Here is a 22,781-nt window from a genome sequence, read left to right on the forward strand (position 1 = left end):
ATGGCGACGGTCGCGAAGACCCCGCAGTGGACGTTCACCGGCGTCGACGCGTCGGGCTCGAAGGTCAAGGGCGTGCTGGATGCCTCGAACGAGGCATCCGCGATCCAACAGCTCAAGGCGCGGGGAGTCATCCCCGACAAGCTCGCCGAGAAGGGCGCGGCGACCGGCCTCCAGCAGGAGATCACGATTCCCGGGCTCGAGCGCGGGCCTTCGCTGAAGGACCTGGCGCTCCTCACCCGGCAGCTGGCGACGATGGTCGGGGCGGGCGTGTCGATCCTCCGCGCCCTGTCGATCGTGGGCGACCAGATCGACAACCCGAAGCTGAAACGCACCGTCGGGGAGATCGCCACCAAGGTCGAGAGCGGCACGGCGCTGTCGACCGCGCTGGAGGAGTTCCCCCTCGTCATCCCGCCGATCATGGTGCACCTCGTCCGGGCGGGCGAGACCGGCGGCTTCCTCGACAAATCGCTCGTGATGGTCGCCGACAACTTCGAGGCGGAGACGAAGCTCCGCAGCAAGGTGAAGGCGGCGCTCACCTACCCGGTGGTCGTGCTCATCGTGGCACTCCTGGGTGTCGCGGCGATGCTGATCTTCATTGTGCCCGTGTTCGAGAAGATGTTCGCGGATCTCGGCAGTGAGCTGCCGGCTCCGACGCAGCTGCTGGTGAACCTCTCCAACGCGATGCCGGTCGTCGTGCCCGTGGTCGCCGTCGCGGGCATCGCGTTCGCGATCTGGTGGGGGCGCGCGAAGAACACCGAGGCGGTGCGCCGCGTCGTCGATCCGATCAAGCTCAAGGTGCCGGTCTTCGGCAAGCTCAACAAGAAGATCGCGCTCACGCGGTTCACGCGCAACTTCGCGACCATGCTGGCGTCTGGCGTGCCGATCCTGCAGTCGCTGTCGATCGTCGGTGCGACGAGTGGCAACTACGTCATCACCTCCTCGCTCGACAGCGTCCAGGCGGGTGTCCGAGAGGGCCGGCCGATCGCCGAGTCGATGGCCACAGCCGACATCTTCCCCGACATGCTCGTGCAGATGATCGGGATCGGCGAGGAGTCGGGCTCGATCGACCAGATGCTCGAGAAGACCGCCGACTTCTACGACGACGAGGTCGAGACCATGAGCTCGCAGCTCACCGCGATGCTCGAGCCCCTGATGATCGTCTTCATGGGCGGGCTGCTGGGTTTCATGATCGTCGCGTTGTACATGCCGATGTTCATGGTCTTCCAGTCGATCCAGAACATGTAACTTTTTTCACAATTTTCACATTAAAGACTTCTCATTTACTTCCGTAACCGCTAGCATCACGGATGCCGACCAATCCCCGGAGGTCGGAGCACGACCGCAGTACCCCGCACCATCCCCCTGGAATCGAAGGAATCTTCATGAACAAGCTCGTCGCTCAGACGATGGCCAAGAAGGAGAACGGCGAGAAGGGCTTCACCCTGATCGAGCTCCTCGTCGTCGTCATCATCATCGGCATCCTCGCCGCCATCGCCATCCCCGTCTTCCTGAACATGCGGGAGGGTGCCTGGAAGTCGTCGGTCGAGTCCGACGTTCGCAATGTTGCACTCGCGGTCGAGTCGGCTGCCACCAGCAACAACGGCAGCATTTCGACTCTGACGATTCCTGATTCCACTGTGGGTCCGAACTCGGGCTCGATCACCACGGGAAGCGGCACCACCACCGAGGTGGGCAAGTTCACGGTGTCCGACGGAAACACGGTCACGGTCACGGTCACGGGCAACACCTACGAGATCGTTGGTTCCCGCACAGACACGAGCGAACTCGCATCGAAGACCTACAAGTTCACCAGCACGGACGGCAAGAGCACCTGGAACTAGTTCCGCTCGGCCTGACGGCCTGACCCACGTTGTGCCTGCGCGGCTCCGCCCGCGCAGGCACAACGTCTATCCACGGTGCGACACGGAGGGAGGATCTCGTGCACGAACAGTTCTCGGCCCGAAACGAGGACGCAGGCTTCACCCTCATCGAGGTCGTCGTCGCGATGCTCGTGTTCGCGATCATCGCGACCGGGTTCCTCATGACGCTCACTGCCGGACTCGTGACTACCCGCGACACGCGCACCCGCATCGTCGCCGCCAACCTCGCCTCGCAGCAGATCGACCTCATCCGTTCCCAGGACGTCTTCGACGTCACGAGTTCGACGCGCGACATCACTCTCAACGGCGACACCTTCCACGTCGACGTCGAGTCCACGTGGGCCACCGCATCCGGCGCCACGGCCTCCTGCGACACGACCGGATCCACCGACGCGCTCGCCTACCGCCAGGTGACGGTGAAGGTGACCTGGGACAACATGGCCGCAGGCGCACGGCCCGTCTACAGTGATACGTCTCTCGCCCCGAGCAGCAAGATCAACGATCCCTCGCGCGGCACGGTGCTCGTGAGCGTCATCGACTCCGCCGGTGTCGGCGTGAGCGGTGCCACCGTGAGCCTCAGCCCCTCGAACGGCGTCGCCTCGGTCACGACCGACAGCGACGGGTGTGCGTATCTTCTCAAGGTTCCTCCGGCGGCGAGTTACACCGTCGGCGTCTCGAAGTCGAACTACGTCAACGAACAGCACCTCGCGTCCCCCACGGCGACGGTCACGGTATCGGCGGGGAGCACCTCGCAGGCGAGCTTCGCGTACGACAAGGCGACGACGTTCCGCCTGACCTACGCGAACAACGTGGTGGGAGCCGTCGCTCTGCCGACGAACCTCACGACGACCGCCATGTCGACGTACGGCAACTCCCAGCTACCGGCGACCACCGGAAACCCGAAGACCTTCTCGCTCTACCCGATCCCGTCGGGGTACAGCCTGGTCGCGGGCGGCTACGCGCCGCCCGCGGAGGATGTGACGAAGACCTGCCTCGCCCCCGACCCCGGGGAGTGGCTCGAGGCGCCGCCGCTCGTCGGGAAGCGCCCGGATGCAGTCGCCGGCGCTCCGGGCGGCACGGTGAACGCCTCCGTCGCGATGGGAGTCGTGCGCCTGACGGGGCTCACCGGCACAACCAACCCCTACCTCACGGCCGTCTATGCCGGCGGCGGGGCCGGCGACCCCGGCTGCGGCTACTCGCCGAAGCCGACGTACACCTTCGCGAACGGCACGATCTCCTCCGGCACCGCGACCATCGCTCTTCCCTACGGCACCTGGAAGCTGTACCGGGGCAGCTCCTCCGGAAGCCTCGGCACGCAACTCAAGAGCGGCATCACGCCGGCCACGACGGGCGCCGTCACCGGCACCGGCGCGGCCACCGTCGTGACCCTCGACCCGCGGGTCGCGCCGTGAGCGCCCGGCGCGCCACGGGCGCGGGCCGCGAATCGGGGATGACGCTCATCGAACTCGTCGTCGCGATGGGGATCTCCTCGATCCTCATCGCCCTCATCGTGACGCTCTTCGTGAGCACGACGCGGTCGTTCAACGACCAGCAGGGTTCCGTCGACAACAGCCGACTCGCCTCCACCGCGATGAACGAGGTGACCCGCATCCTCCGCGCAGGCACGGAGATCCCCGTCTATGGGGTCGCGACGAACGAGGCCGTCTTCGAGTACGCCGGAGCGGAGAAGATCCTCATGCGTTCCTTCATCGACGCGGAATCGTCGGCCGACCCTGCACCGCTCCGGGTGCAGTTCGCGCGCAACAGCGGGAACGAGCTCGTGGAGACGCGTTGGACCGCGTACCACGACCACGGCACGTACTGGAAGTTCAACACGACCTCCACCTATGCGCGCACAGTCGCGCGCTCGCTGCTCCCCGCGACGGCCTCGAGTCCGCTGTTCCGCTACTTCGACAAGAACGGTGGCGAGCTCCTGCCGGCCTCCAACTCCAGTCTCTCCGCTGCGCAGATCCGCAACATCGTGAGCGTCCAGGTGACGATGCGCGTGCAATCCGACGGGAGCGGACGCGTCGCGCCGGTCTCGATCCAGAACATGGTGGGCCTGCCGAACCTCGGGGTCGCCCGCGTGGAGGTGAAATGATGATCCGCATCCGTGCTGCGCGGTTGCCCCGCGGCGACGACACCGGCGCCGCCCTCATCCTCGTGGTGGGCGTCGGCATGATCCTCGCGATGCTCATGTCCATGCTCGTCGTCGTGTCGGTCAACGGCATGCGGCAGGCGCGCACCGACGCCGACTGGAACGCCGCGCTCGCGGCCGCCTATGCCGGCATCGACGAGTACCAGAGCCGGCTCGCCGTCGACACCACCTACTACCGCTTCGGAAACTCGGCCGCCCCCTTCAGCAGCGGGAGCTCGGTCGTGCTTCCCACGTCGCCCGTGAATCCCGCGTTCGGCGTCGGAACCGCAGGGTCCTGGGCGACCGTGTCCGACAGTGACGCGCGCGCCCAGTACCGCTACGAGGTCGACAACTCGAAGTACTCGACGAGCGGCCGCATCCGCCTGCGTGCGACGGGGCGCGTGGGCCAGGCGACGCGGACGATCGTCGCCGACCTCAAACAGCAAGGGTTCATCGACTTCCTGTACTTCAGTGACTACGAGGTCCAGGATCCCGCCGTCGTGGGCGTGCCTGACGCCAGCTGCTACACCGACTCGGCCAAGACCGTCATGAAGTACAGCTACGAGGGTCGCCCGATGGGAACGACCTGCAATGAGATCGCCTTCGGCGAGACGGACACCCAGGGCGGACCTGTCCACACCAACGACACGCTCCGCGCCTGCGGTTCGACGTTCACGGGCCCGGTCACGAGCGCCGACACGCGCAGTCCCTTCTATGTGCGGCGCGATTCGAACGGCACCCTGTGCACCGCGCCGACGTTCGCCCTCGCCGGCTACCCCGCGCACACGGGCAACATGCCGATGCCCGCCACCAATGCCGAGTTGAAGAAAGAGACGCGCTCCGACCTCACGGCGACGGATGTCCCGCGACCGGGATGCCTCTATACGGGCCCTACCCAGATCACGTTCCTCGCTGACGGCACGATGAACGTCAAGTCGCCCTTCACCAAGAAGACGCGGATCGGGAACGCCGCGGCGACGACGGGATCGACCCCCGCGGCCTGCGGGTCGATCACCGCCCTCACGTCGGTGAACGGCGCGACGATCGCCGTTCCCGAGAACAACGTCATCTATGTGCAGAACGTGCCCTCGATCTCCACCGATGTGAACTACACGGCGGCGGGGACCTGGCCGAAGAACTTCACGTGCACCACGAACAGCGGGTGGAAGCTCGAGAGCGGAACCGTCAAGAGCGGTTACCCTCAGACGACGCCCAGCACGAGCACGACGGAGAAGCCGCCCACCACGACGACGTACGGCTGCCGCGCGGGCGATGTCTTCGTCAAGGGGAGTTTCGCCGGCGCCGCCACCGTCGCCGCGGAGAACTTCATCTTCGTCGTCGGAAACCTGAAGTACGTCGACGACCAGCGCGACATCCTGGGCCTCGTCGGCAACAACGCCGTCTGGGTGTGGAACCCGGCCAACGCCGCAGGGAACCTCATCGACACGTCGCAGAACCGCCGCATCGATGCCGCCATCCTCTCGGTCGCGCACACTTTCCAGGTGCAGAACTACGCGGTCGGCTCCTCCCGCGGTCAGCTCACCGTCAACGGAGCTATCGCTCAGAAGTATCGCGGTGTCGTCCGGCGTGGCTCGGCGGGCTTCGCAAAGGACTACAACTACGACACTCGCTTCAAGTACATGGCACCGCCGAAATTCTTGAATCCGACGACGACGACCTACGGCGTCACGACGTGGGTCGAGACGTCGGCTGCCTTCAGCGCGGACGGGGCGGCGCGATGACCGAGCCCTTCCTCCCGGCGGCGGCGATCGTGCCGCTCGCGTTCGTGTTCGGCGCCCTCATCGGCTCGTTCCTCAACGTCGTGATCTGGCGCGTGCCGCAGGGTCTCAGCATCGTGAGGCCGCCGAGCGCCTGCCCGTCCTGCGGTCACGAGATCGCCTGGTACGACAACATCCCGATCGTGTCGTGGCTCGTCCTGCGTGGCAGATGCCGCTCGTGCGGCGCACACATCTCGGTGCGCTACCCGCTCGTCGAGGCCGGTACCGGTGTCGTCTTCGCCCTCGTCGTCGGTGCCGCCTACCTCGGCACGTACCCCTTCGCCGTGCTGCCCGCCGTTCTGTACTGGGCGGCCGTCGGCATCGCCCTCACCCTCATCGACCTCGATCACCACCGACTGCCGAACGCGATCGTCCTGCCGAGCTATCTCGTCACCGCGGCACTGCTCGTCCTGGCATCCGTCCTCACCGGCGAGTACGAGCGCCTCCTCGGCGCGGCTATCGGCGGTGCCGCCCTGTACGTCCTCTACTGGATCCTCGCGGTCGGCTACCGCGGCGGCATGGGCTTCGGGGATGTCAAGCTCGCGGGCGTCCTCGGCATGCTCCTCGGCTGGCTCGGCTGGGCGGCCCTCGTCGTGGGGGCCTTCTCCGCCTTCCTGCTCGGCGGCATCGTCGGCGTCGCGCTCATGATCGGCCGACGCGCGACCCGCAAATCCCGCATCCCGTTCGGCCCGTTCATGATCGCGGGCGCCGCCGTCGGCATCTTCGCCGGCCGCCCCATCGCCGATCTCTATCTGACCGTGACCGGGCTCGCCTGAGCCCCCGGCCCGGCATCCCGATCCATACCCCGGAGGAACCCATGGCAGCAGTAGTCGCACTCGACCTCAGCCGCAGCGGCCTGAGGGCCGTTCAGGTCGACGCCCCCTACACGGCGCGCCCCACGATCAGCCGGTTCGCCGCGATCCCGCTGCCCGAAGGCACGGTGTTCGACGGGGAGATCCTCGACCAGAAGCGTGCGATCGCCGCGATCAAGCAACTGTGGAAGGTCGGCGGCTTCACGACCAAGAAGGTCGTCTTCGGCGTGAGCAACCGCAAGGTCGTGGTCCGCGAGGTGACCCTCCCGGTCTTCACGGGGGCCCAGCGCCGCACGGCATTGCGATTCGCCGTCGAGGGCCAGGTGCCGATCGACCTCGACGACGCGATCCTCGACTTCCTGCCGTTGCGGAACATCGAGACATCGGGCGCGGTCCAGCAGGAGGGGCTGCTCGTCGCGACGGTGCGCAGCAGCCTCGAATCGACCGTCAACGCGATCGAACGATCCGGCCGCTCGATCGACGCGATCGACTTCTCCGGGTTCTCGCTGCTGCGCCTCCTGCCGGGCCCGGCCCGCGGTACGCAGGCGATCATCAACATCGGCGCCTCCAGCACCACCGTCGTCATCTCCCACGCCGGCACGCCGCAGTTCGTGCGCATCGTGCCGAGCGGCGGCGACGACGTGTCGCGCAGCATCGAACGGGCGCTCGGCGTGAGCTTCGCCGAGGCCGAACTCGACAAGATCACCCGTGGTCTCCAGGGCGGCGCCGCGACGCCGCGCGACGTCGACGCCGAGACGGTCCTGCGCGAGAACATCGCCGGCCTCATCGACAGCATCCGCAACACGTTCGCCTTCTGGAGCAACGCGCACCCCGAATCGCCCGTTGCGAGCGTCATCCTCACCGGCGGCGGCTCGCGCCTCGGCGGCCTCACGCTCGTCCTCTCGCGGGCGCTCGGCGTGCCGACCGCGTACGGCAATCCGTTCGCCCCGTTCTCGATGAACGCCAAGGTCCGCGAAAGCGGCATCGAGCAGTGGGCCCTCGAGATCGCTGCGCCGCTCGGGCTGACGCTCGGCGCGAAGGCCGACCGCCGGTCCGAGAAGGCGGCCGAGCGCGCCGCAGCGAAGACGAAGCGCGGGGGAGCGAAGGCGAGGGCGGCGGCACCGGCGGCACCCCCCGCCCCACCGGCGGCCACGAAGCCGACCAAAGAGCAGGAGAAGAACGCGAAGGCCGCAGCCAAGGCGCAGGCCAAGGCTGAGAAGGCCGCGTCGAAGGGAGGCCGCAGATGACTGCCGAGCTGGTCGAAGGGCGGCGGCGCGGACGCGCCGACCGCGACGCGCACGTCGCCGAGGCACCCGCAGAGGCGGGCCCGCCCGCGCACGCCTCGGCGCGCGTCGATCTCGTTCCCCCGGTCGTCGAGACACGTCGGCGCTACCGCGCCATCGAACGGCGACTCCTTGCGGCGCTTCTCGCACTGCTCGTGCTCGTCGTCGCGGCATCCCTCGGCGTGGCCTTCCTCGCGATCCAGGCGGAGGGCACACTCGCGGCGGAGCGTACGCGAAGCCAGACCCTGATCAACGCACAGAAGCAGTACACCGAGGTCTCCAATGTGATGGCCCAGGTCGGGGCGTACGACGGCGCGGCACTCGCAGCCCTCTACGCGGAAGTCAACTGGGCGAGGCTCATGACCGAGCTCGATGCCGTACTTCCCGCCGATGTGAAGATCGCCACGGAATCGGTCACCGTCAAGGGTGTCGCCACCGGCGCAGCCGTCGACGCCGAATCCACGGGGCTCGACGCCCCGGGCGTCATAGAGATCGCCTTCACCGCGAACGCCGACCGATTCGACTCGCCGACACCGCTGCTCGACGCCCTCAGCCGCCTCACCGGCTACGTCAGCGCGACCGTCGACGCTGTCGCGGCCACGAACGAGACGGGCTATGTGATCACCGGGGTCGTGCAACTCGGGGCCGATGCACTCGGTGGGACGGCGCGCGTGGGCGCTCTCGATCCGGAACTGATCGCGACGTTGCACGAACAGCTCGAGCTCGTCGCGACAACGCCGCCGGCGGCGAACACTCCGACATCCGACGCTCCGGATGCCACGACGAAGACCACCGAAGGACAGTGACGGGCATGGACAAGTACAGGCTCAGCTTCATCATCATCGGTGTGCTCGCGATCGCCGTCGTGTTCGGCGGGTGGCTCGTCGGCGTGCAGCCGCAGCTCGACCGGATCGAAGCGGCGAAGTCGCAGACCGCCTCCATCAAGCAGATCAACGATGCGCAGCAGGCGCGCAACGACGCCCTCGCCGCCGAGAATGAGCGTCTCGACGAGTACAAGAAGGCGCTGGCGGAGAAGCAGCAGGAGATTCCCGCGCAGCGTGCGCAGCAGGAGCTGATCAACCAGATCGACGCTGCGGCGACGGCGGCGGGCGTCACGGTCAAGACCCTCCGCTTCGACATCGCGACCGCCTACGAGGCACCGGTGGGTGTCGATGTCCCGACTCCGTCGAGCGGAACGCTCGTTGCGGTGCCGATGACGCTGACCGCTCTCGGCGACAGGGCGAAGCTCGAGGACTTCGTCGCGCGGCTGCAGCAGTCGCAGCGCATCGTGACCCTGTCGGCGAGCAAATACACGGCGGGCGACGAGACGACGATCGACCTCACCGGCACCACCTGGGTCCTACTGCCGCAGTCCTGAGCGCTCAGGGCATGTCAAGACCCGGGCGCGACGCGCAGTCCTGAGAGCCGCACCCGTGTCAAGACCCGGGCGGAACCCGCGCAGGTCTGCCATCGTGGAGGGATGGACATCGCGCGCGTCATCGCCTGGGCCCTCTCCCTCACCCCTGTGAGGGCGTTCCTCCGGTACAGCGAGCGGCGCGGCCCGATATTCGCCGACGCCGTCACCTACCGCGCCCTGTTCTCGATCTTCGCGGGCGTCCTCCTCGGGTTCTCGGCGGCCGCGCTGTGGCTGGCCGGAAACCCGGATGCCTGGCAGGCGCTCATCGACGCGGTGAACCGCGCCGTGCCGGGCCTCGTGGGCGACGAGGGTCTCATCGAGCTCGACGCGATCCAGGCTCCTGCAGGTCTCTCTATCGCGGGGATCATCGCCACCGTCGGTCTCATCGGCGCGGCGATCGGCGCGATCGGGTCGCTTCGCACCGCGATCCGCGTGATCTGCGACGAGGCCACCGACGACGTGCCGTTCTGGCTCGTGATGCTCCGGAACCTCGCCCTCGCGATCGGCGTCGGGGGAGCGCTGCTCGTCTCGGCCGTGGCGACGATGCTCGGCACCGCGGGTCTCGGACTCGTCGCCGCCTGGTTCGGCCTCGGCGCGCACGACCCGCTGATCAGCTGGGGCAGCCGCCTCCTCGCGATCGTCCTGACGTTCCTCCTCGACGCCGTCGCGATCGCGATGGTCTTTCGCGTGCTGTCGGGCGTCAAGGCATCCGCCAAGGCCCTCTGGACGGGGTCGCTCCTCGGGGCGGTGGGTCTCACCGTGCTGCAGCAGCTGTCCGGCCTGTTCGTCGGCGGCGCGAGCTCGAACCCGCTGCTGGCGACCTTTTCGAGCCTCATCGCGCTGCTTCTGTGGATCAACCTCTCCTCGCAGGTGATTCTCATCGCCTGCTCGTACATCTACACGCTCGTCCGCGAAGACGTCGACCGCGTGCGGGAGCGCTACGGCGCGAAGACCTTCGCCGAGTGGCGCGTGCAGCTGGCGGAGAATGCCGTCGTCACCGCGTCGACCGAGCTCGCCACGGCGCGCGACGCCCTCGCCGACGAGCGGGCCGCGAAGAGCGAGAAGGAGGATGAGAAGAACGACGGTGCCGCCGCGCCGTCACGGTGACGTCCGTGTAAATTCTCGATATCTCCCGGCTGTGACCGGTCACAAGAGCGCCCTTCAGTGTGTACCTTCGTTACGTGAGTGCAACCGATATCCCCGCAGACCACACCGACTCGGCCGCCGCGGCCCCTTCGCCCGGCACCGTCCATCCGCTCGGCGCGACCCACCCCCTGGCCCTCGCCCCGGTGACCGGCCCCGCGAGCTCGGTCGACGGGTTCGTGCGACAGTTCCTGCGCAACCTCAACTACGAGCGGGGCGTCGCCCTCTCGGCATCGAGTGACACCGACCGCTACTTCGCGTTGGCGCTCACGGTGCGCGACTACCTTATGGCGCGCTGGCTCGAAGACCTGCGCCGCCAGCGGGAGAAGCAGTCCAAGGGGGTCGCGTACCTGTCCGCCGAGTACCTGCTCGGCCGTCAGCTCGACAACAACCTGCTCGCGTCAGGGCTCACCGAGATCGCGACCGACGCGATGGCCGCGTGCGGCATCGACATCGACGCTCTGCGCGCGCAGGAGGTCGAGCCCGGCCTCGGCAACGGCGGCCTCGGGCGCCTCGCGGCGTGCTTCATCGACTCGCTTGCGACCCTCAGCGTCCCGAACGTCGGCTACGGCATCCGCTACGAGTACGGCATCTTCCGCCAGACGTTCGTAAACGGCCAGCAGGTCGAGCAGCCCGACGCGTGGCTCACCCTCGGATCGCCCTGGGAGTTCCCGCACCCCGAGGCGTCGCGGCGCATCTCATTCGGCGGCCACACCGAGACCTACGACGACGAGGGCACCGAGCGCACGCGCTGGGTGCCGGGCTGGCACGTGCAGGCGGTGCCCTACAACTACATGGTGCCGGGCTACCTGAACGGCCGCGTCAACACGCTGCGGCTCTGGAGCGCGAAGGCGACCGACTCGTTCGACCTGCGCGTGTTCAACTCCGGCGACTACGAAGAGGCCGTCCGCGCCCAGACCTACGCCGAGAACATCTCCAAGGTGCTCTACCCCGAAGACTCCACCCCGCAGGGCAAGGAACTGCGGCTGCAGCAGCAGTACTTCTTCGTCGCGGCATCCATCGGCGACTTCCTCGAGCAGCTGCCCGACGACTTCGACCTCACGGCCCTGCCCGACCGCATCATCTTCCAGCTGAACGACACGCACCCGGTGATCGGCGTGCCCGAGCTCATGCGCGTGCTCGTCGACGAGAAGAAGCTCGAGTGGGATGCCGCGTGGGCGATCACCCAGAAGTGCTTCGCCTACACGTGCCACACGCTGCTGCCCGAGGCCCTCGAGGTGTGGTCGGTCGACCTGCTCGGGCGCCTGCTGCCGCGCCACCTCGAGATCATCTACCGCATCAACGAGGAGTTCCTCGCCGAGGTGCGCGAGCGCTACGGCGACGACGAGATGCGCATCCGCAACATGTCGATCATCAGCGAGTTCCCCGACCGCTCGGTGCGCATGGCCTACCTCGCGACCGTCGCGGGCTCGAAGGTCAACGGCGTCGCCGAGCTGCACTCGCAGCTGCTGCGCGAGAAGGTGCTGCCCGACTTCAACGAGTTCTACCCGGGCAAGTTCACGAACGTGACGAACGGCATCACGCCGCGGCGGTTCATCCGGCTCGCGAACCCGGGGCTGTCCGACCTCATCACCGAGGCCATCGGCACCGGCTGGTCGACCGACCTCGAGCGCCTGCGCGAGCTCGAGGCCCACGCCGAGAACCCCGACTTCCGCGCCGCGTTCGCCGAGGTGAAGGCGGCCAACAAGCGCCGGCTCGACCAGGTGCTGCGCGCCCGTGACGGGTTCGAGATCAGCGACGGGCACCTGCTCGACGTCATGGTCAAGCGTCTTCACGAGTACAAGCGGCAGATGCTCAAGGTGCTCCACATCGTCACCGAGTACGAGCAGATCGTGTCGGGGCGCGTGGCGGCGGCAGACATCCAGCCGCGCACGTTCATCTTCGGGGCCAAGGCCGCGCCGGGGTACATCATGGCCAAGCGCATCATCCACCTCATCAACGCGGTGGGCGAGGTCGTGAACGCCGACCCGCGCGTCGAGGGGCGCCTGAAGGTGCTGTTCCCGCCGAACTACAACGTCACCCTCGCCGAGCGCGTGATCCCTGCCGCCGACCTGTCGGAGCAGATCTCGCTGGCCGGCAAAGAGGCATCCGGCACCGGCAACATGAAGTTCGCCCTCAACGGCGCGCTCACGATCGGTACCGACGACGGCGCGAACGTCGAGATCCGCGAGCTCGTCGGAGACGACAACTTCTTCCTCTTCGGCATGAGCGAGCCCGAGGTCGAAGCGCTGTGGGCCCGCGGGTACAAGCCGGCGGAGTTCTACCAGGCCGACGAGAACCTCCGCCGCGCGATCGACCTCATCGCGTCGGGCGCGTTCTCGGGCGGCGACCGCAGCGTCTTCGAGCCCATCGTGTCGAACCTGCTCTACGACGACCGCTTCATGGTGCTCGCCGACTACTCGTCGTACATCGCCGAGCAGGCGAAGGTCGACGCCGCCTATGCCGACCAGGATGCCTGGACGCGCTCGGCCATCCTCAACGTCGCTCGGTGCGGCTTCTTCTCGTCGGACCGGGCGATCCGCGACTACATCGACCGCATCTGGCACACCCCGCCCGTGCTCTGAGCACGCGAGTCGCCACTCCGCCGCCCACGCGCCGCGTGTTCTGAGGGGAGGGGATGGGCTCGGGGGAGGGTGTGGCCACGTGATCGCACCCTCCGCCCGGCGCATCCCCTCCCTTCAGCGCGCGCCGACCCGTCAGCGCCCGCCCGGCGGGCCCTCCGCTCAGCGCGCGTAGCGCTCGGCGAAGGCGCGCAGGAGGGCTCCGGTGTGGGTCACGGGCAGGCGCCGCACGGCGTCGAGCGTGAGGTCGAGCTCTCCCGCGCCGAAATAGCCGTGGCCGGCGTACGCGCGGATGCGGGTCGAGATGCCCTCGACGTCGCACTCGGGGTGGAACTGGGTGGCGTAGACGTTCCGCCCGACGCGGAACATCTGCACGGGGCAGGTCTCTCCCCGAACGAGCAGGGTCGCCGACGGCGGCAGCACCGTGATCGCCTCTTTGTGCCCCACGAACGCGGCGAACGTGTCGGGCAGGCCCTGCAGCAGCGGGTCGGCGGCGCCGGCGGCGGTGCGGGTCACCTCGACGACGCTGATCGGTTCACGGTACGTGCCGTCGATCACCGCACCCTCGTGCGCGCCGACCGTGCCGATGCCGTAGCAGGCTCCGAAGAACGGAAAGTCACGCGCGACCACCTCGTCGAGGAGCGCCGAGATCTCGGCCTCGACGCGCTGCTGCACGGGGGACTTCTTCTCGAGCGGGTCGGACGCGTTGAACGGACCACCCCCGACGAAAATCCCCGACCAGTCGTCGAGATCGATCTCGCCAAGCGGCTCGGCCTCGAGGCGCCGCCGCACGAGCTGATCTTCCGAGAGCCCGGTGAAGCGCAGGAAGAGCGCGTATTCCTCGTCGGCGGGCAGGTCTTCGGCTCGGGTCGCGAGCAGCAGGAACGGTTTCACGAGGCATCCTCTCGGTCGGTTCCGCGCTGCACCGACGCGATGTGCGTCGTGATCGCGTCGAGGGTCGCGGCGACGGCGGGGTTGCGGGGGCCCTCGTCGCGGGCGACGGCCCAGTACGCGAGGGGGTGGGCGTAGGCGCCGTCGAGCACGCGCACGAGGCGCGGGTCGGGGTCGCCGAGAAAGTCGGGCAGCAGTCCGATGCCGGCGCCGGCGGCGGCGCCCTCGACGTGCGCGAACACGCTCGTCGAGCGCAGCGACGGGGGAGAGTCGGGCAGCTCTTGCAGCGCGCGGTCGAGCTCGTCGACCTGCAGTGAGCTCTCGACGTAGTAGACGAGCGGATGCCTCGCCAGGTCGGCCACGCTCTCGGGCGCGCCGTGCGCGGCGAGGTAGGCCGGGGTCGCGTAGAGCCGCAGCGCGTAGGCGCACACCGGGGTCGCGAAGGCGCGCAGCACCTGCGGGCGTCCGACGACAATCTCGAGGTCGACGCCGGAGCGATTCTGCCGCACCCGTTGCGTGGCCGAGAGAAGCTCGACCGACAGACCCGGGTGCTCGGCGCGGAGCGCCGTCATCGCGGGCGCGAGGAAGACGGCGGTGAAGGCGTCGGGTGCGCTGACCCGCACCATCCCGTGTACCAGGTCGGCGCCCTCGCCCTCGACGAGTTCGCGCAGCGACCGTTCGATGCGCTCGGCGATCGCGACGGCGCGGCGCCCAAGTGCGGTGACCTCCCACCCGCCGGTGGTGCGCACGTGCACGCGGCCGCCCATCGCGGCCTCGAGCGTCGCGATCCGCCGCGACACGGTGGAGTGGTTGATGCCCAGCACCTCGGCGGCCGCCGTGTAGCGGCCGAGGCGCGCGACCGACAGGAAGGTCATGAGCGCGTCGAGCGGCGGTTCGGACGGGGGAGCGGTCATGCCGATCAGTGTGCACCAACGCACAGTCACGGTGCAAATGTGGCGCCGCCCTGTGCATTGATCTGCACGGCGGGCGATGCCTAGAGTGAGACTCGACCGCGCTCGCTGAGGAGCGCGACGACCTTCGACGACGCAGGGAGCAGCAGCCATCTCGACCATCGCCTTCATCGGACTCGGACGGATGGGCGTGCCCATGGCCGCCCACCTGGTCGCCGCCGGACACACCGTGCGCGGCGTCGAGATCAACCCCGCCGCGGCCGAGGTGGCCCGCGCGCACGGCATCGACGTCGTCGGCTCGACCGCCGAAGCTCTCGCCGGCGCCGACGCGTGCCTGACCTCGCTCCCGAAGCCCGAGCACGTGCGCGCCGCGTACGGCGGCGACGACGGGATCTTCGCCCACGCCGAGGCATCCACCGTGCTCATGGACACCTCGACGGTCGACGTCGAGACCTCGCGCTGGTGCCACCGCGAGGCAGAGGCCCGCGGCCTGACCTTCGTGGATGCCCCGATCTCGGGCGGCACCGCCGGTGCCGAAGCCGGCACCTTGACCTTCATGCTCGGGGGCGACCCCGCCGACGTGGCGCGCGCCGCCGAGATCGTCGCGCCGATGGCGGGCAACGTCATCGCCTGCGGCGAGGCGGGCGCGGGGATCGCCGCGAAGCTCGTGAACAACATGATGCTGTTCATCGGCGTGATGGCGATGTCGGAGGGCTCGCAGCTCGCCGAGCAGCTGGGCCTCGACGCGAAGACGTTCTGGGACGTCGCCCGCGTCTCGTCGGGCGACTCGTGGCCGCTGCGCACCTGGTACCCGGTGCCGGGCGTTCTCGACAAGTCGGCCGCGAACAACAACTTCGACCCGACCTTCTCGGTCGACCTCGCCCGCAAAGACTGCGGCCTCGCGGTGCAGGCGGGCGACACCACCGGCGTGCACCTGCCCGCCGCCCGCCTCGCCCTCGCGCAGCTCGACGAGCTGATCGACGAGGGCCTCGGGGGCAAGGACTGCACCCTCGTCGCCAAGCTCGCCTCGCCCGACGGCACGCTGCGCGGCTACGACCCCTCTCTCGACCGCACTCTCGAAGGAACCCGCGCATGAGCACCACGATCGACACGACGACCACCTCGCCCGCTTCCGAACCCACTCCCGGCCTCACCGCCATCCCGCACATCATCGGCGGGGAGCGGATCGCCGCCGACGGGCGCACCGGCGCGGTGTTCAATCCCGCGACCGGCGGGCAGACCGGTGAGGTCGCCCTGGCATCGGCCGCGCTCGTGCACGAGGCGGCGCGCACGGCGCAGGCCGCCCAGCGTGGGTGGCGCGCGACGGGGCTCGGCAAGCGTCAGCAGGTGATGTTCCGGCTGCGTGAGATCATCGCCTCGCGCGCCGAAGAGCTCGCCCGCATCATCACCGCCGAGCACGGCAAGACCGTGCCCGACGCGCTCGGCGAGGTGACCCGCGGCCTCGAGAACGTCGAGTTCTGCACCTCGCTCATGCACCACCTGAAGGGCGAGTACTCCGAGCAGGTCGCCAGCGGCGTCGACGTGCACCAGGTGCGCCAGCCGGTCGGTGTCGTCGCGTGCATCACGCCGTTCAACTTCCCCGCGATGGTGCCGCTGTGGATGGTGACGACGGCGATCGCCGCGGGCAACGCCGTCATCCTCAAGCCCAGCGAGCGCGACCCCTCGGCCGCGAACTGGATCGCCGACGCGTTCGCCGAGGCGGGGCTTCCGGCAGGCATCCTCAACGTCGTCCACGGCGACAAGGAGGCGGTCGACGCGATCCTCGACGACGAGATCATCCGCGCGGTCTCGTTCGTCGGCTCGACGCCGATCGCGAAGTACATCTATACGCGCGCGGCCGAGAACGGCAAGCGTGTGCAGGCGCTCGGCGGTGCGAAGAACCACATGATCGTCATGCCCGACGCCGACCTCGACTCGGCGGCCGACGCGGCGATCTCGGCGGGCTATGGCTCGGCGGGGGAGCGCTGCATGGCGGTCTCGGTGGTCGTCGCGGTGGGAGAGGTCGCCGACGACCTCGTCGCCAAAATCGCCGAGCGCATGCCGGCCGTGACCGTCGGCGACGGCACCGCGCCCGGCATCGAGATGGGCCCGCTCATCACGCGCGACGCGCTCGCCCGCGTCACCGGGTTCGTCGCGGGCGCCGAGGCCGAGGGGGCGCGCGTCGTCGTCGACGGACGCGAGCTCGACACGCCCGGCGACGGGTTCTTCATCGGCCCCTCGCTCGTCGACGACGTCGCGCCCGGCATGCGCGTCTACGACGAAGAGATCTTCGGCCCCGTGCTCTCGGTCGTCCGCGTCGCGAATTACGACGAGGCCGTCGATCTCATCAACGCCAACCGCTACGCCAACGGCACGGCCGTGTTCACCCGCGACGGCAAGACGGCGCGGCAGTTCGAGTTCGACATCGAGGTCGGGATGGTCGGCATCAACGTGCCGATCCCGGTGCCGGTGGGGGCGTTCTCGTTCGGCGGGTGGAAGGACTCGCTCTTCGGCGACACGCACATGTACGGTGCTGAAGCGTTCCAGTTCTACACGCGCCGCAAGGTCGTCACGACCCGGTGGCCCGACCCGAGCGAGAGTCAGATCAGCCTCGGCTTTCCGACGCACTGATACCCTCCCCGGCCGGTTAGGCTGGCGACACCCAGAGATCGGAGACTCACATGGCGATCGCACGACTTCACGGCGGCCCCCTCGACGGCCAGGTCCTTCCCCTGGAAGACGAGACCGAAGACGCCCTGGTCATGCCCTACAGCGAGACGCAGGTCGTCTACACGCGCAAGGGCGGGCTCGAGAACACCGGCGAGGGTGATGGACCCACCTCGAGCGACTTCTACTATCTCGAGGCCGAAGACGACATCGACCCCGACGCCGACCGCAACCAGTGAGCCCCGCGTGAGCGCAGACTCTCGCGGGGGCACGCGTTCGCTCGAGATCGAGTCGACCTTCGACGTCGAGGCCGCCACGCCCCTGCCCGACTTCTCGGGTCTGCCGGGCGTGGCGGTCGTCTCGGGCCCCGAACGACGCGATCTCGACGCCCGCTACTTCGATGTGGCGGGCTTCGGGCTCGGCCGCGCGGGGTATGCGGTGCGCCGCCGCACCGGCGGGCCCGACGAGGGCTGGCACATCAAGGGCCCGAAGGGCGCCGAGGGCGGCCGTGTCGAGACGCACTGGCCCCTCGACGCCGGAGCGGATGCCGGGGTCGAGGCCGGCGGCGATAGTGCGGTCGCCGACATCGATGACCTCGTGCCGGGCGTCGTGCTCGCCGCGATCGCGCAGTTCGCGCCCGACGCCGGGCCGCTCACCCCGATCGCCCGGATCGTCAACCGGCGCGACGCGTTCGCGCTGAGGGATGCCTCGGGCGGCGTCGTCGCCGAGTTCGTCGACGACCACGTGGTCGCCCTCGACGAGACGCGCGACGTCGAGACGTCGTGGCGCGAGTGGGAGTTCGAGCTCGGCGAGGCCGCCCCGACGACGGCGTCCGCGCGCGCGGCCCTGTTCCACGAGGCCGCTGCGGCGGTGGCACGGGTGGGCGGGCGTCCCGCGGCATCCGATTCGAAACTCGCTCGCACTCTCGGACTCTGAGCAGCCCGGGTGCTGCCGCGCCCGCGAACCAGACCGCCGAAACGACTGACGCCGCCCCCGGCTTCGATGGGGCGGCGTCATTCGTTGCAGTCAGAGTACTCCGAAAGTGCATGCGGTCAAATGCAGATGCCCTCGGCGACAGTCCGAATGAAAGCGATGCGCCCCGTCAGGCGAAGCCTGCCGGGGCGCATCGCGGCGATGACGGTCGTCGTCAGAGGTTGATCATGTGTCCCGCGAGGCCGTGGAACGCCTCTTGCAGCGCCTCCGACAGCGTCGGGTGCGTGTGCACGTTGCGGGCCAGCTCGAGAGCCGTGAGGTCCCACTTCTGCGCGAGGGTCAGCTCGGGCAGCAGCTCCGACACGTCGGGGCCGATGAGGTGGCCGCCGACGAGCTCGAGGTGCTCGGCGTCGGCGATCAGCTTCACGAAGCCGACCGGCTCGCCCAGGCCGTGCGCCTTGCCGTTGGCCATGAACGGGAACGTCGCGACCTTGTACTCGCGGCCGGTCTCTTTGTACTGCGCCTCGGTGTAGCCGAATGAGGCCACCTGCGGCTGGCAGAACGTCGCGCGCGGCATCATGCGGTAGTCGCCCAGCGTCATCGTCTCGGCGCCGCCGATCGTCTCGGCCGCGACCACGCCCTGCGCCTCGGCGACGTGCGCGAGCTGCAACTTGGCCGTCACGTCGCCGATGGCGTAGATGCCCTCGACGTTCGTGCGCATGTAGTCGTCGATGTCGATCGCACCGCGCTCGGTGAGCTTCACGCCGGTGTTCTCGAGGCCGAAGCCCTCGACGCGGGGGGCGAAGCCGATCGACATGAGCACCTTGTCGGCCTCGATCTGACCCTTCTCGCCCGTCTTGTTGTCGCTGTAGCTGACGGTGACCTTGTCGCCGGAGTCGACGACGGTCTCGACCTTCGTGGCGACGAGGATGTCGACACCCAGGTTCTTATACTGCTTGGCAATCTCTTTCGAGACATCCGCGTCTTCGTTCGGCAGGGCGCGGTCGAGGAACTCGATGATCGTGACCTTCACGCCGTAGTTCGTCATGACATAGGCGAACTCCATGCCGATGGCGCCGGCGCCCACGATGACGATCGAGCCGGGCAGTTCGCGCGAGAGGATCTGCTCTTCGTACGTGACGACGTTCTCGCTGAGAGTGACACCCGGCAGCAGGCGCACGGTCGACCCGGTCGCGATGATCACGTTGTCGAAGGTGACCTCTTCGGTGCTGCCGTCGGCGCGCGTCACCGTGATGGCCTTGGGGCCGGTGAACGACCCGCGACCCTCGTACTCGGTGACCTTGTTCTTCTTCATGAGGTAGTGGATGCCCTTGACGCGCCCGTCGGCAACGACGCGCGAGCGGTCGAAGGCGGCGCCGTAGTCGACCGTGAACTCACCCGAGATGCCGAAGAAGTCGGACTTGTGTTTCAGGGTGTGCACGACCTCGGCGTTCTTCAGCAGCGCCTTGGAGGGGATGCAGCCGACGTTGAGGCACACACCGCCCCAGTACTTCTCTTCGATGATGGCGACGGACTGACCGAGCTGGGCAGCGCGGACGGCCGCGACATAGCCACCGGGGCCGGCACCGAGGACGACGACGTTGTAATGAGGCATGCCTCAAGCCTAGTCCTCGCGCGGGCCCCGCTTCCGTGCCCACAACAGCACGGCGACGAAGGCGACGACGAGCGCGAGCGGCAGCGCGATCCACACCCATGTCATGTCGGTCGCCTCCATCGACGGGCCCGGCGCGAGGGTCGCATCGGGGGAGGTGGTGGCCGGCGACGACGGCGCCGACGTCACGGGGGTGCCTCCGGCCACGGTGAAGGTGAACTGATCCGACACGGGGTGGCCGTCGCTCGAGACGACGCGCCAGATCACGGTGACGGTCCCCGCTGCCGCCGTGTCCGCCGCGAGCGGCTGGGTGAGCTTGGTGCCGTCGAGCGTGGGGTCGCCGTCGGTGAGGTCGGTGCCCGCGGCATCGGTCACCACCACTTGCGTCGCGCCCGGCTCGTCGAGCAGCACTCCGCTGAAGGTGAGGACCAGCTGGTCGGGTACCGCGTCGACCTCAGCGCCGGCGGCGGGCGATGAACCGATCAGGTCGTCGTGGGCGGACGCGGGGGCGGCGGGGGAGACGAGCACCAGCGCGACGCCCATCATCAGAGCGATGACCGCGGCAGCCAGGGCGGGGAGGGCGAACGGGCGCGTGTGAATTCTGTGTGACAACACCCTCACGAGCCTACGTGAGCCTGTTCGCGGGGCGCCCTGCGCGGTACCGTGGCGACAGGCGGGCGGCTTGCGACGCGAGCAGACGAGCCGCAGGTCCCGTCTCCGATCGAGAGCGGGTGCGTGATGGACTCCATGATGATGAACGCCATGTCCGACGACATGATGATGATGGACGGCATGGCGGCGATGGACATGGCGATGATGCAGGCGTGCATGGATGCCTGTGCCGCCTGCGAGCAGGCCTGCACGGTCTGTTCGACGCAGCTGATGGACTGCGCGACCTCGTGCATGAACTGCGCCGACATGTGCGGCACGATGATGCGCACGATGCTGCGCATGCAGGGCATGACGCCGCCGGTGATGATGGCGATGCTCGACGCCTGCATCGCGATGTGTCAGATGTGCGAAGACGAGTGCCGCGCCCACGCCGAGATGAGCCCCGTCTGCGCGATGTGCGCCGACGCGTGCCGCGCGTGCATGGAGGCGTGCATGGCGATGAAGACCGCCATGATGGCCTGACCGGGGCCGCAGCTTACAGCGCGAGGCAGTTGAACAGGCGCCCGCCCACCGAGAGGGCGTGGTAGCGCGGGTGGAACGCGACCGGCGTTCCCGCCGCGAGGTGATCCGCCGCGCCCGCGCCGCTCCAGAGCGCCACCGGGGCGCCGTCGAGGGTGTGCAGCAGCAGGCTGCCCTCCGAGGCATCCGTCGACGTCACGATCGCGTCGACCCATTCGCCGGGCGTCGCCGACGCGAGGCGCGCCTGGATGAGGTGCACCGCGTGACCCGGGGCGAACGACGAGCAGGCTCGGCCGTGCACGCACATGCAGACCGTGTCCTGACGCACCGGGGTGGTCTCGAGACGGTTGCGGGGCGTGGACACGGGGTGCTCCTTCGATAGGTGGGGCTCCAGGCTAGGTCGGGCACCCGAGCCTGCGCACGGTCGGCGACACACGGTGCAACATTTGCGGGGCCTCCACGCCCCGTGCGGGGGTTCGTTCGCCGGGCCGATCCGTTAGGGTGAAGAGGGAGGAGGACGCCGTGAACGAGAACGAGACGGGCGCCGTGCGAGGCGCCGAAGACATCCGACGCGATGCCGGTGACGGGCGCTCGGTCGACACGACGCAGACGTTCGGGCACGACTCCGACCTGTCCTTCATCCCGTTCGGCAGCGATCTGACCGAGGCCGAGCTCGAGGCGATCGGTGCGCTGCCGGCCCGTTCGGCGCTCCTGCTCGTGCGCTCGGGCCCCACGGCGGGCGCGCGCTACCTGCTCGACACCGACGTGACCACGATCGGTCGTCACCCCGAAGCCGACATCTTCTTCGACGACGTGACCGTCTCGCGTCGGCACGCCGAGGTCACCCGCACCGGCGGCTTCTTCGAGCTCGTCGACCAGCGCTCGCTCAACGGCACCTACGTCAACGGCGAGCGGGTCGACCGCGCCGTGCTCGACGACGGTGCCGAGCTTCGCATCGGCAAGTTCCGCCTGAACTTCTTCGTCTCGCCCGCCGACCGCGCTGCGGTGGCAGGCGGGTGACGCCGGCGCCGTCACCCCGTGGTCGCTCCCAGGCCGCGGGGCACCTCAGCATCGGTCAGGTCCTCGCGCGGCTGACCCCCGAGTTCCCCGACCTCAGCGCCAGCAAGCTGCGCTACCTCGAGGAGCAGGGGCTCGTCACGCCGCTGCGCACCGAAGCCGGCTACCGCAAGTTCTCGCCGTCTGACGTCGCGCGGCTGCGCACGGCCCTCACCCTGCAGCGCGACCACGACTTCAAGCTGGCCCGCATCCGTGAGTACCTCGACGCGCACGACGGCGAGGATGCCGTGGTGCTGCCGCCCTCGATCCTCGAAGCACCGCGCCGCTACCGCCGCGACGAGCTGCTGGCCACCGCAGGTGCGTCGGCGGCTCTGCTCGAAGGTGCCGTGAGCGCGGGGCTCGTGACCGCGGGCGACACCTACGACGAGCGCGCCCTCACCCTGCTGCGGGCGCTCGTGGCGCTCGATGCCCACGGCATCCAGCCGCGGCACGTGCGGGGCATGCGCCAGGCCGCCGAACGCGAGGTCGCCCTCGTGGGCAGTGCCCTGGCGCCGCTGCTGCGCCGGGCCGACGCCGCCTCGCGTGCC

The 22,781-nt window shown here is 68.9% G+C and carries 23 protein-coding genes; 18 read left to right on the forward strand and 5 right to left on the reverse strand.

The features are described from left to right. From G3N18_RS00525 to G3N18_RS00575, 11 genes are all read left to right on the forward strand, one after another. Positions 1-1,245: a type II secretion system F family protein gene (locus G3N18_RS00525; protein WP_196382369.1), complete on the forward strand. Its 1,245-nt coding sequence runs from the start codon at positions 1-3 to the stop codon at positions 1,243-1,245. 137 nt (positions 1,246-1,382) lie between these two features. Continuing rightward, a complete protein-coding gene (locus G3N18_RS16380; protein WP_196382370.1) occupies positions 1,383-1,841 on the forward strand; it encodes a type II secretion system protein in 459 nt (152 codons plus the stop codon). A 98-nt stretch (positions 1,842-1,939) separates the two neighbouring features. After that, positions 1,940-3,292 (forward strand): carboxypeptidase regulatory-like domain-containing protein, encoded by a 1,353-nt coding sequence (locus G3N18_RS16400; protein WP_196382371.1) that lies wholly within the window; start codon positions 1,940-1,942, stop codon positions 3,290-3,292. Beyond that, complete coding sequence (locus G3N18_RS00540) at positions 3,289-3,981, forward strand: prepilin-type N-terminal cleavage/methylation domain-containing protein (protein WP_196382372.1); 693 nt, start codon at positions 3,289-3,291, stop codon at positions 3,979-3,981. The genes G3N18_RS16400 and G3N18_RS00540 overlap by 4 nt, the downstream gene beginning before the upstream one ends. Then, on the forward strand, positions 3,981-5,759 hold the full coding sequence (locus G3N18_RS00545; protein WP_196382373.1) for a hypothetical protein: 1,779 nt from the start codon (positions 3,981-3,983) through the stop codon (positions 5,757-5,759). The genes G3N18_RS00540 and G3N18_RS00545 overlap by 1 nt, the downstream gene beginning before the upstream one ends. After that, a complete protein-coding gene (locus G3N18_RS00550; protein WP_196382374.1) occupies positions 5,756-6,571 on the forward strand; it encodes a prepilin peptidase in 816 nt (271 codons plus the stop codon). The genes G3N18_RS00545 and G3N18_RS00550 overlap by 4 nt, the downstream gene beginning before the upstream one ends. Positions 6,572-6,612: 41 nt before the next feature. Next, positions 6,613-7,854 (forward strand): type IV pilus assembly protein PilM, encoded by a 1,242-nt coding sequence (gene pilM / locus G3N18_RS00555; protein ID WP_196382375.1) that lies wholly within the window; start codon positions 6,613-6,615, stop codon positions 7,852-7,854. Then, a complete protein-coding gene (locus G3N18_RS00560) occupies positions 7,851-8,696 on the forward strand; it encodes a hypothetical protein (RefSeq protein WP_196382376.1) in 846 nt (281 codons plus the stop codon). Before pilM ends, G3N18_RS00560 begins: the two co-directional genes overlap by 4 nt. 5 nt (positions 8,697-8,701) lie before the next feature. Further along, positions 8,702-9,268, forward strand: a complete 567-nt coding sequence (gene pilO, locus G3N18_RS00565; protein ID WP_196382377.1) for a type 4a pilus biogenesis protein PilO — start codon at positions 8,702-8,704, stop codon at positions 9,266-9,268. 102 nt (positions 9,269-9,370) lie between these two features. Then, positions 9,371-10,414 carry a YihY/virulence factor BrkB family protein gene (locus G3N18_RS00570; protein ID WP_196382378.1) on the forward strand — a complete coding sequence of 348 codons (1,044 nt, stop codon included), beginning with the start codon at positions 9,371-9,373 and terminating at the stop codon, positions 10,412-10,414. A gap of 167 nt (positions 10,415-10,581) precedes the next feature. Next, entirely contained in the window at positions 10,582-13,035 is a 2,454-nt protein-coding gene (locus G3N18_RS00575; RefSeq protein ID WP_206692827.1) for a glycogen/starch/alpha-glucan phosphorylase, read from the forward strand. Positions 13,036-13,194: 159 nt separating this feature from the next. On the opposite strand, the gene G3N18_RS00580 is transcribed toward G3N18_RS00575, so the two are convergent. Both G3N18_RS00580 and G3N18_RS00585 read right to left on the reverse strand, forming a co-directional pair. Next, entirely contained in the window at positions 13,195-13,926 is a 732-nt protein-coding gene (locus G3N18_RS00580; RefSeq protein ID WP_196382379.1) for a glutamine amidotransferase, read from the reverse strand. Then, a complete protein-coding gene (locus G3N18_RS00585) occupies positions 13,923-14,798 on the reverse strand; it encodes a LysR family transcriptional regulator (protein ID WP_196382398.1) in 876 nt (291 codons plus the stop codon). The genes G3N18_RS00580 and G3N18_RS00585 overlap by 4 nt, the downstream gene beginning before the upstream one ends. 187 nt (positions 14,799-14,985) lie before the next feature. On the opposite strand from G3N18_RS00585, the gene G3N18_RS00590 reads away from it, so the two are divergent. Genes G3N18_RS00590 through G3N18_RS00605 form a run of 4 tightly spaced genes read left to right on the forward strand, consistent with a single transcriptional unit; the run spans position 14,986 to position 18,437 of the window. Then, positions 14,986-15,930 carry an NAD(P)-binding domain-containing protein gene (locus tag G3N18_RS00590; protein WP_196382399.1) on the forward strand — a complete coding sequence of 315 codons (945 nt, stop codon included), beginning with the start codon at positions 14,986-14,988 and terminating at the stop codon, positions 15,928-15,930. Next, complete coding sequence (locus G3N18_RS00595) at positions 15,927-17,465, forward strand: CoA-acylating methylmalonate-semialdehyde dehydrogenase (RefSeq protein WP_196382380.1); 1,539 nt, start codon at positions 15,927-15,929, stop codon at positions 17,463-17,465. Before G3N18_RS00590 ends, G3N18_RS00595 begins: the two co-directional genes overlap by 4 nt. A 50-nt stretch (positions 17,466-17,515) precedes the next feature. Then, a complete protein-coding gene (locus tag G3N18_RS00600; protein WP_196382381.1) occupies positions 17,516-17,740 on the forward strand; it encodes a response regulator in 225 nt (74 codons plus the stop codon). Positions 17,741-17,747: 7 nt separating this feature from the next. Further along, on the forward strand, positions 17,748-18,437 hold the full coding sequence (locus G3N18_RS00605; protein ID WP_314854370.1) for a CYTH domain-containing protein: 690 nt from the start codon (positions 17,748-17,750) through the stop codon (positions 18,435-18,437). A gap of 211 nt (positions 18,438-18,648) precedes the next feature. On the opposite strand, the gene lpdA is transcribed toward G3N18_RS00605, so the two are convergent. Both lpdA and G3N18_RS00615 read right to left on the reverse strand, forming a co-directional pair. Beyond that, complete coding sequence (gene lpdA / locus G3N18_RS00610; protein WP_196382383.1) at positions 18,649-20,049, reverse strand: dihydrolipoyl dehydrogenase; 1,401 nt, start codon at positions 20,047-20,049, stop codon at positions 18,649-18,651. A gap of 9 nt (positions 20,050-20,058) precedes the next feature. Continuing rightward, positions 20,059-20,661, reverse strand: a complete 603-nt coding sequence (locus tag G3N18_RS00615) for a copper resistance CopC family protein (protein WP_338038086.1) — start codon at positions 20,659-20,661, stop codon at positions 20,059-20,061. A gap of 147 nt (positions 20,662-20,808) precedes the next feature. On the opposite strand from G3N18_RS00615, the gene G3N18_RS00620 reads away from it, so the two are divergent. Further along, a complete protein-coding gene (locus tag G3N18_RS00620; RefSeq protein WP_230403655.1) occupies positions 20,809-21,180 on the forward strand; it encodes a four-helix bundle copper-binding protein in 372 nt (123 codons plus the stop codon). A 13-nt stretch (positions 21,181-21,193) separates the two neighbouring features. Here G3N18_RS00620 and G3N18_RS00625 read toward each other — a convergent pair whose 3' ends face one another. Beyond that, positions 21,194-21,541 carry a hypothetical protein gene (locus G3N18_RS00625; protein WP_196382384.1) on the reverse strand — a complete coding sequence of 116 codons (348 nt, stop codon included), beginning with the start codon at positions 21,539-21,541 and terminating at the stop codon, positions 21,194-21,196. A gap of 182 nt (positions 21,542-21,723) precedes the next feature. On the opposite strand from G3N18_RS00625, the gene G3N18_RS00630 reads away from it, so the two are divergent. Together G3N18_RS00630 and ftsR are read left to right on the forward strand one after the other, a co-directional pair. Then, positions 21,724-22,197, forward strand: a complete 474-nt coding sequence (locus G3N18_RS00630) for an FHA domain-containing protein (protein ID WP_196382402.1) — start codon at positions 21,724-21,726, stop codon at positions 22,195-22,197. Then, the coding region (ftsR, locus tag G3N18_RS00635) for a transcriptional regulator FtsR (RefSeq protein ID WP_196382385.1) at positions 22,194-22,781 on the forward strand (588 nt) is incomplete at its 3' end. The genes G3N18_RS00630 and ftsR, both read left to right, overlap by 4 nt.

The sequence above is a fragment of the Microbacterium paulum genome (assembly GCF_015707995.1).
Classification (GTDB): Bacteria; Actinomycetota; Actinomycetes; order Actinomycetales; family Microbacteriaceae; genus Microbacterium; species Microbacterium paulum.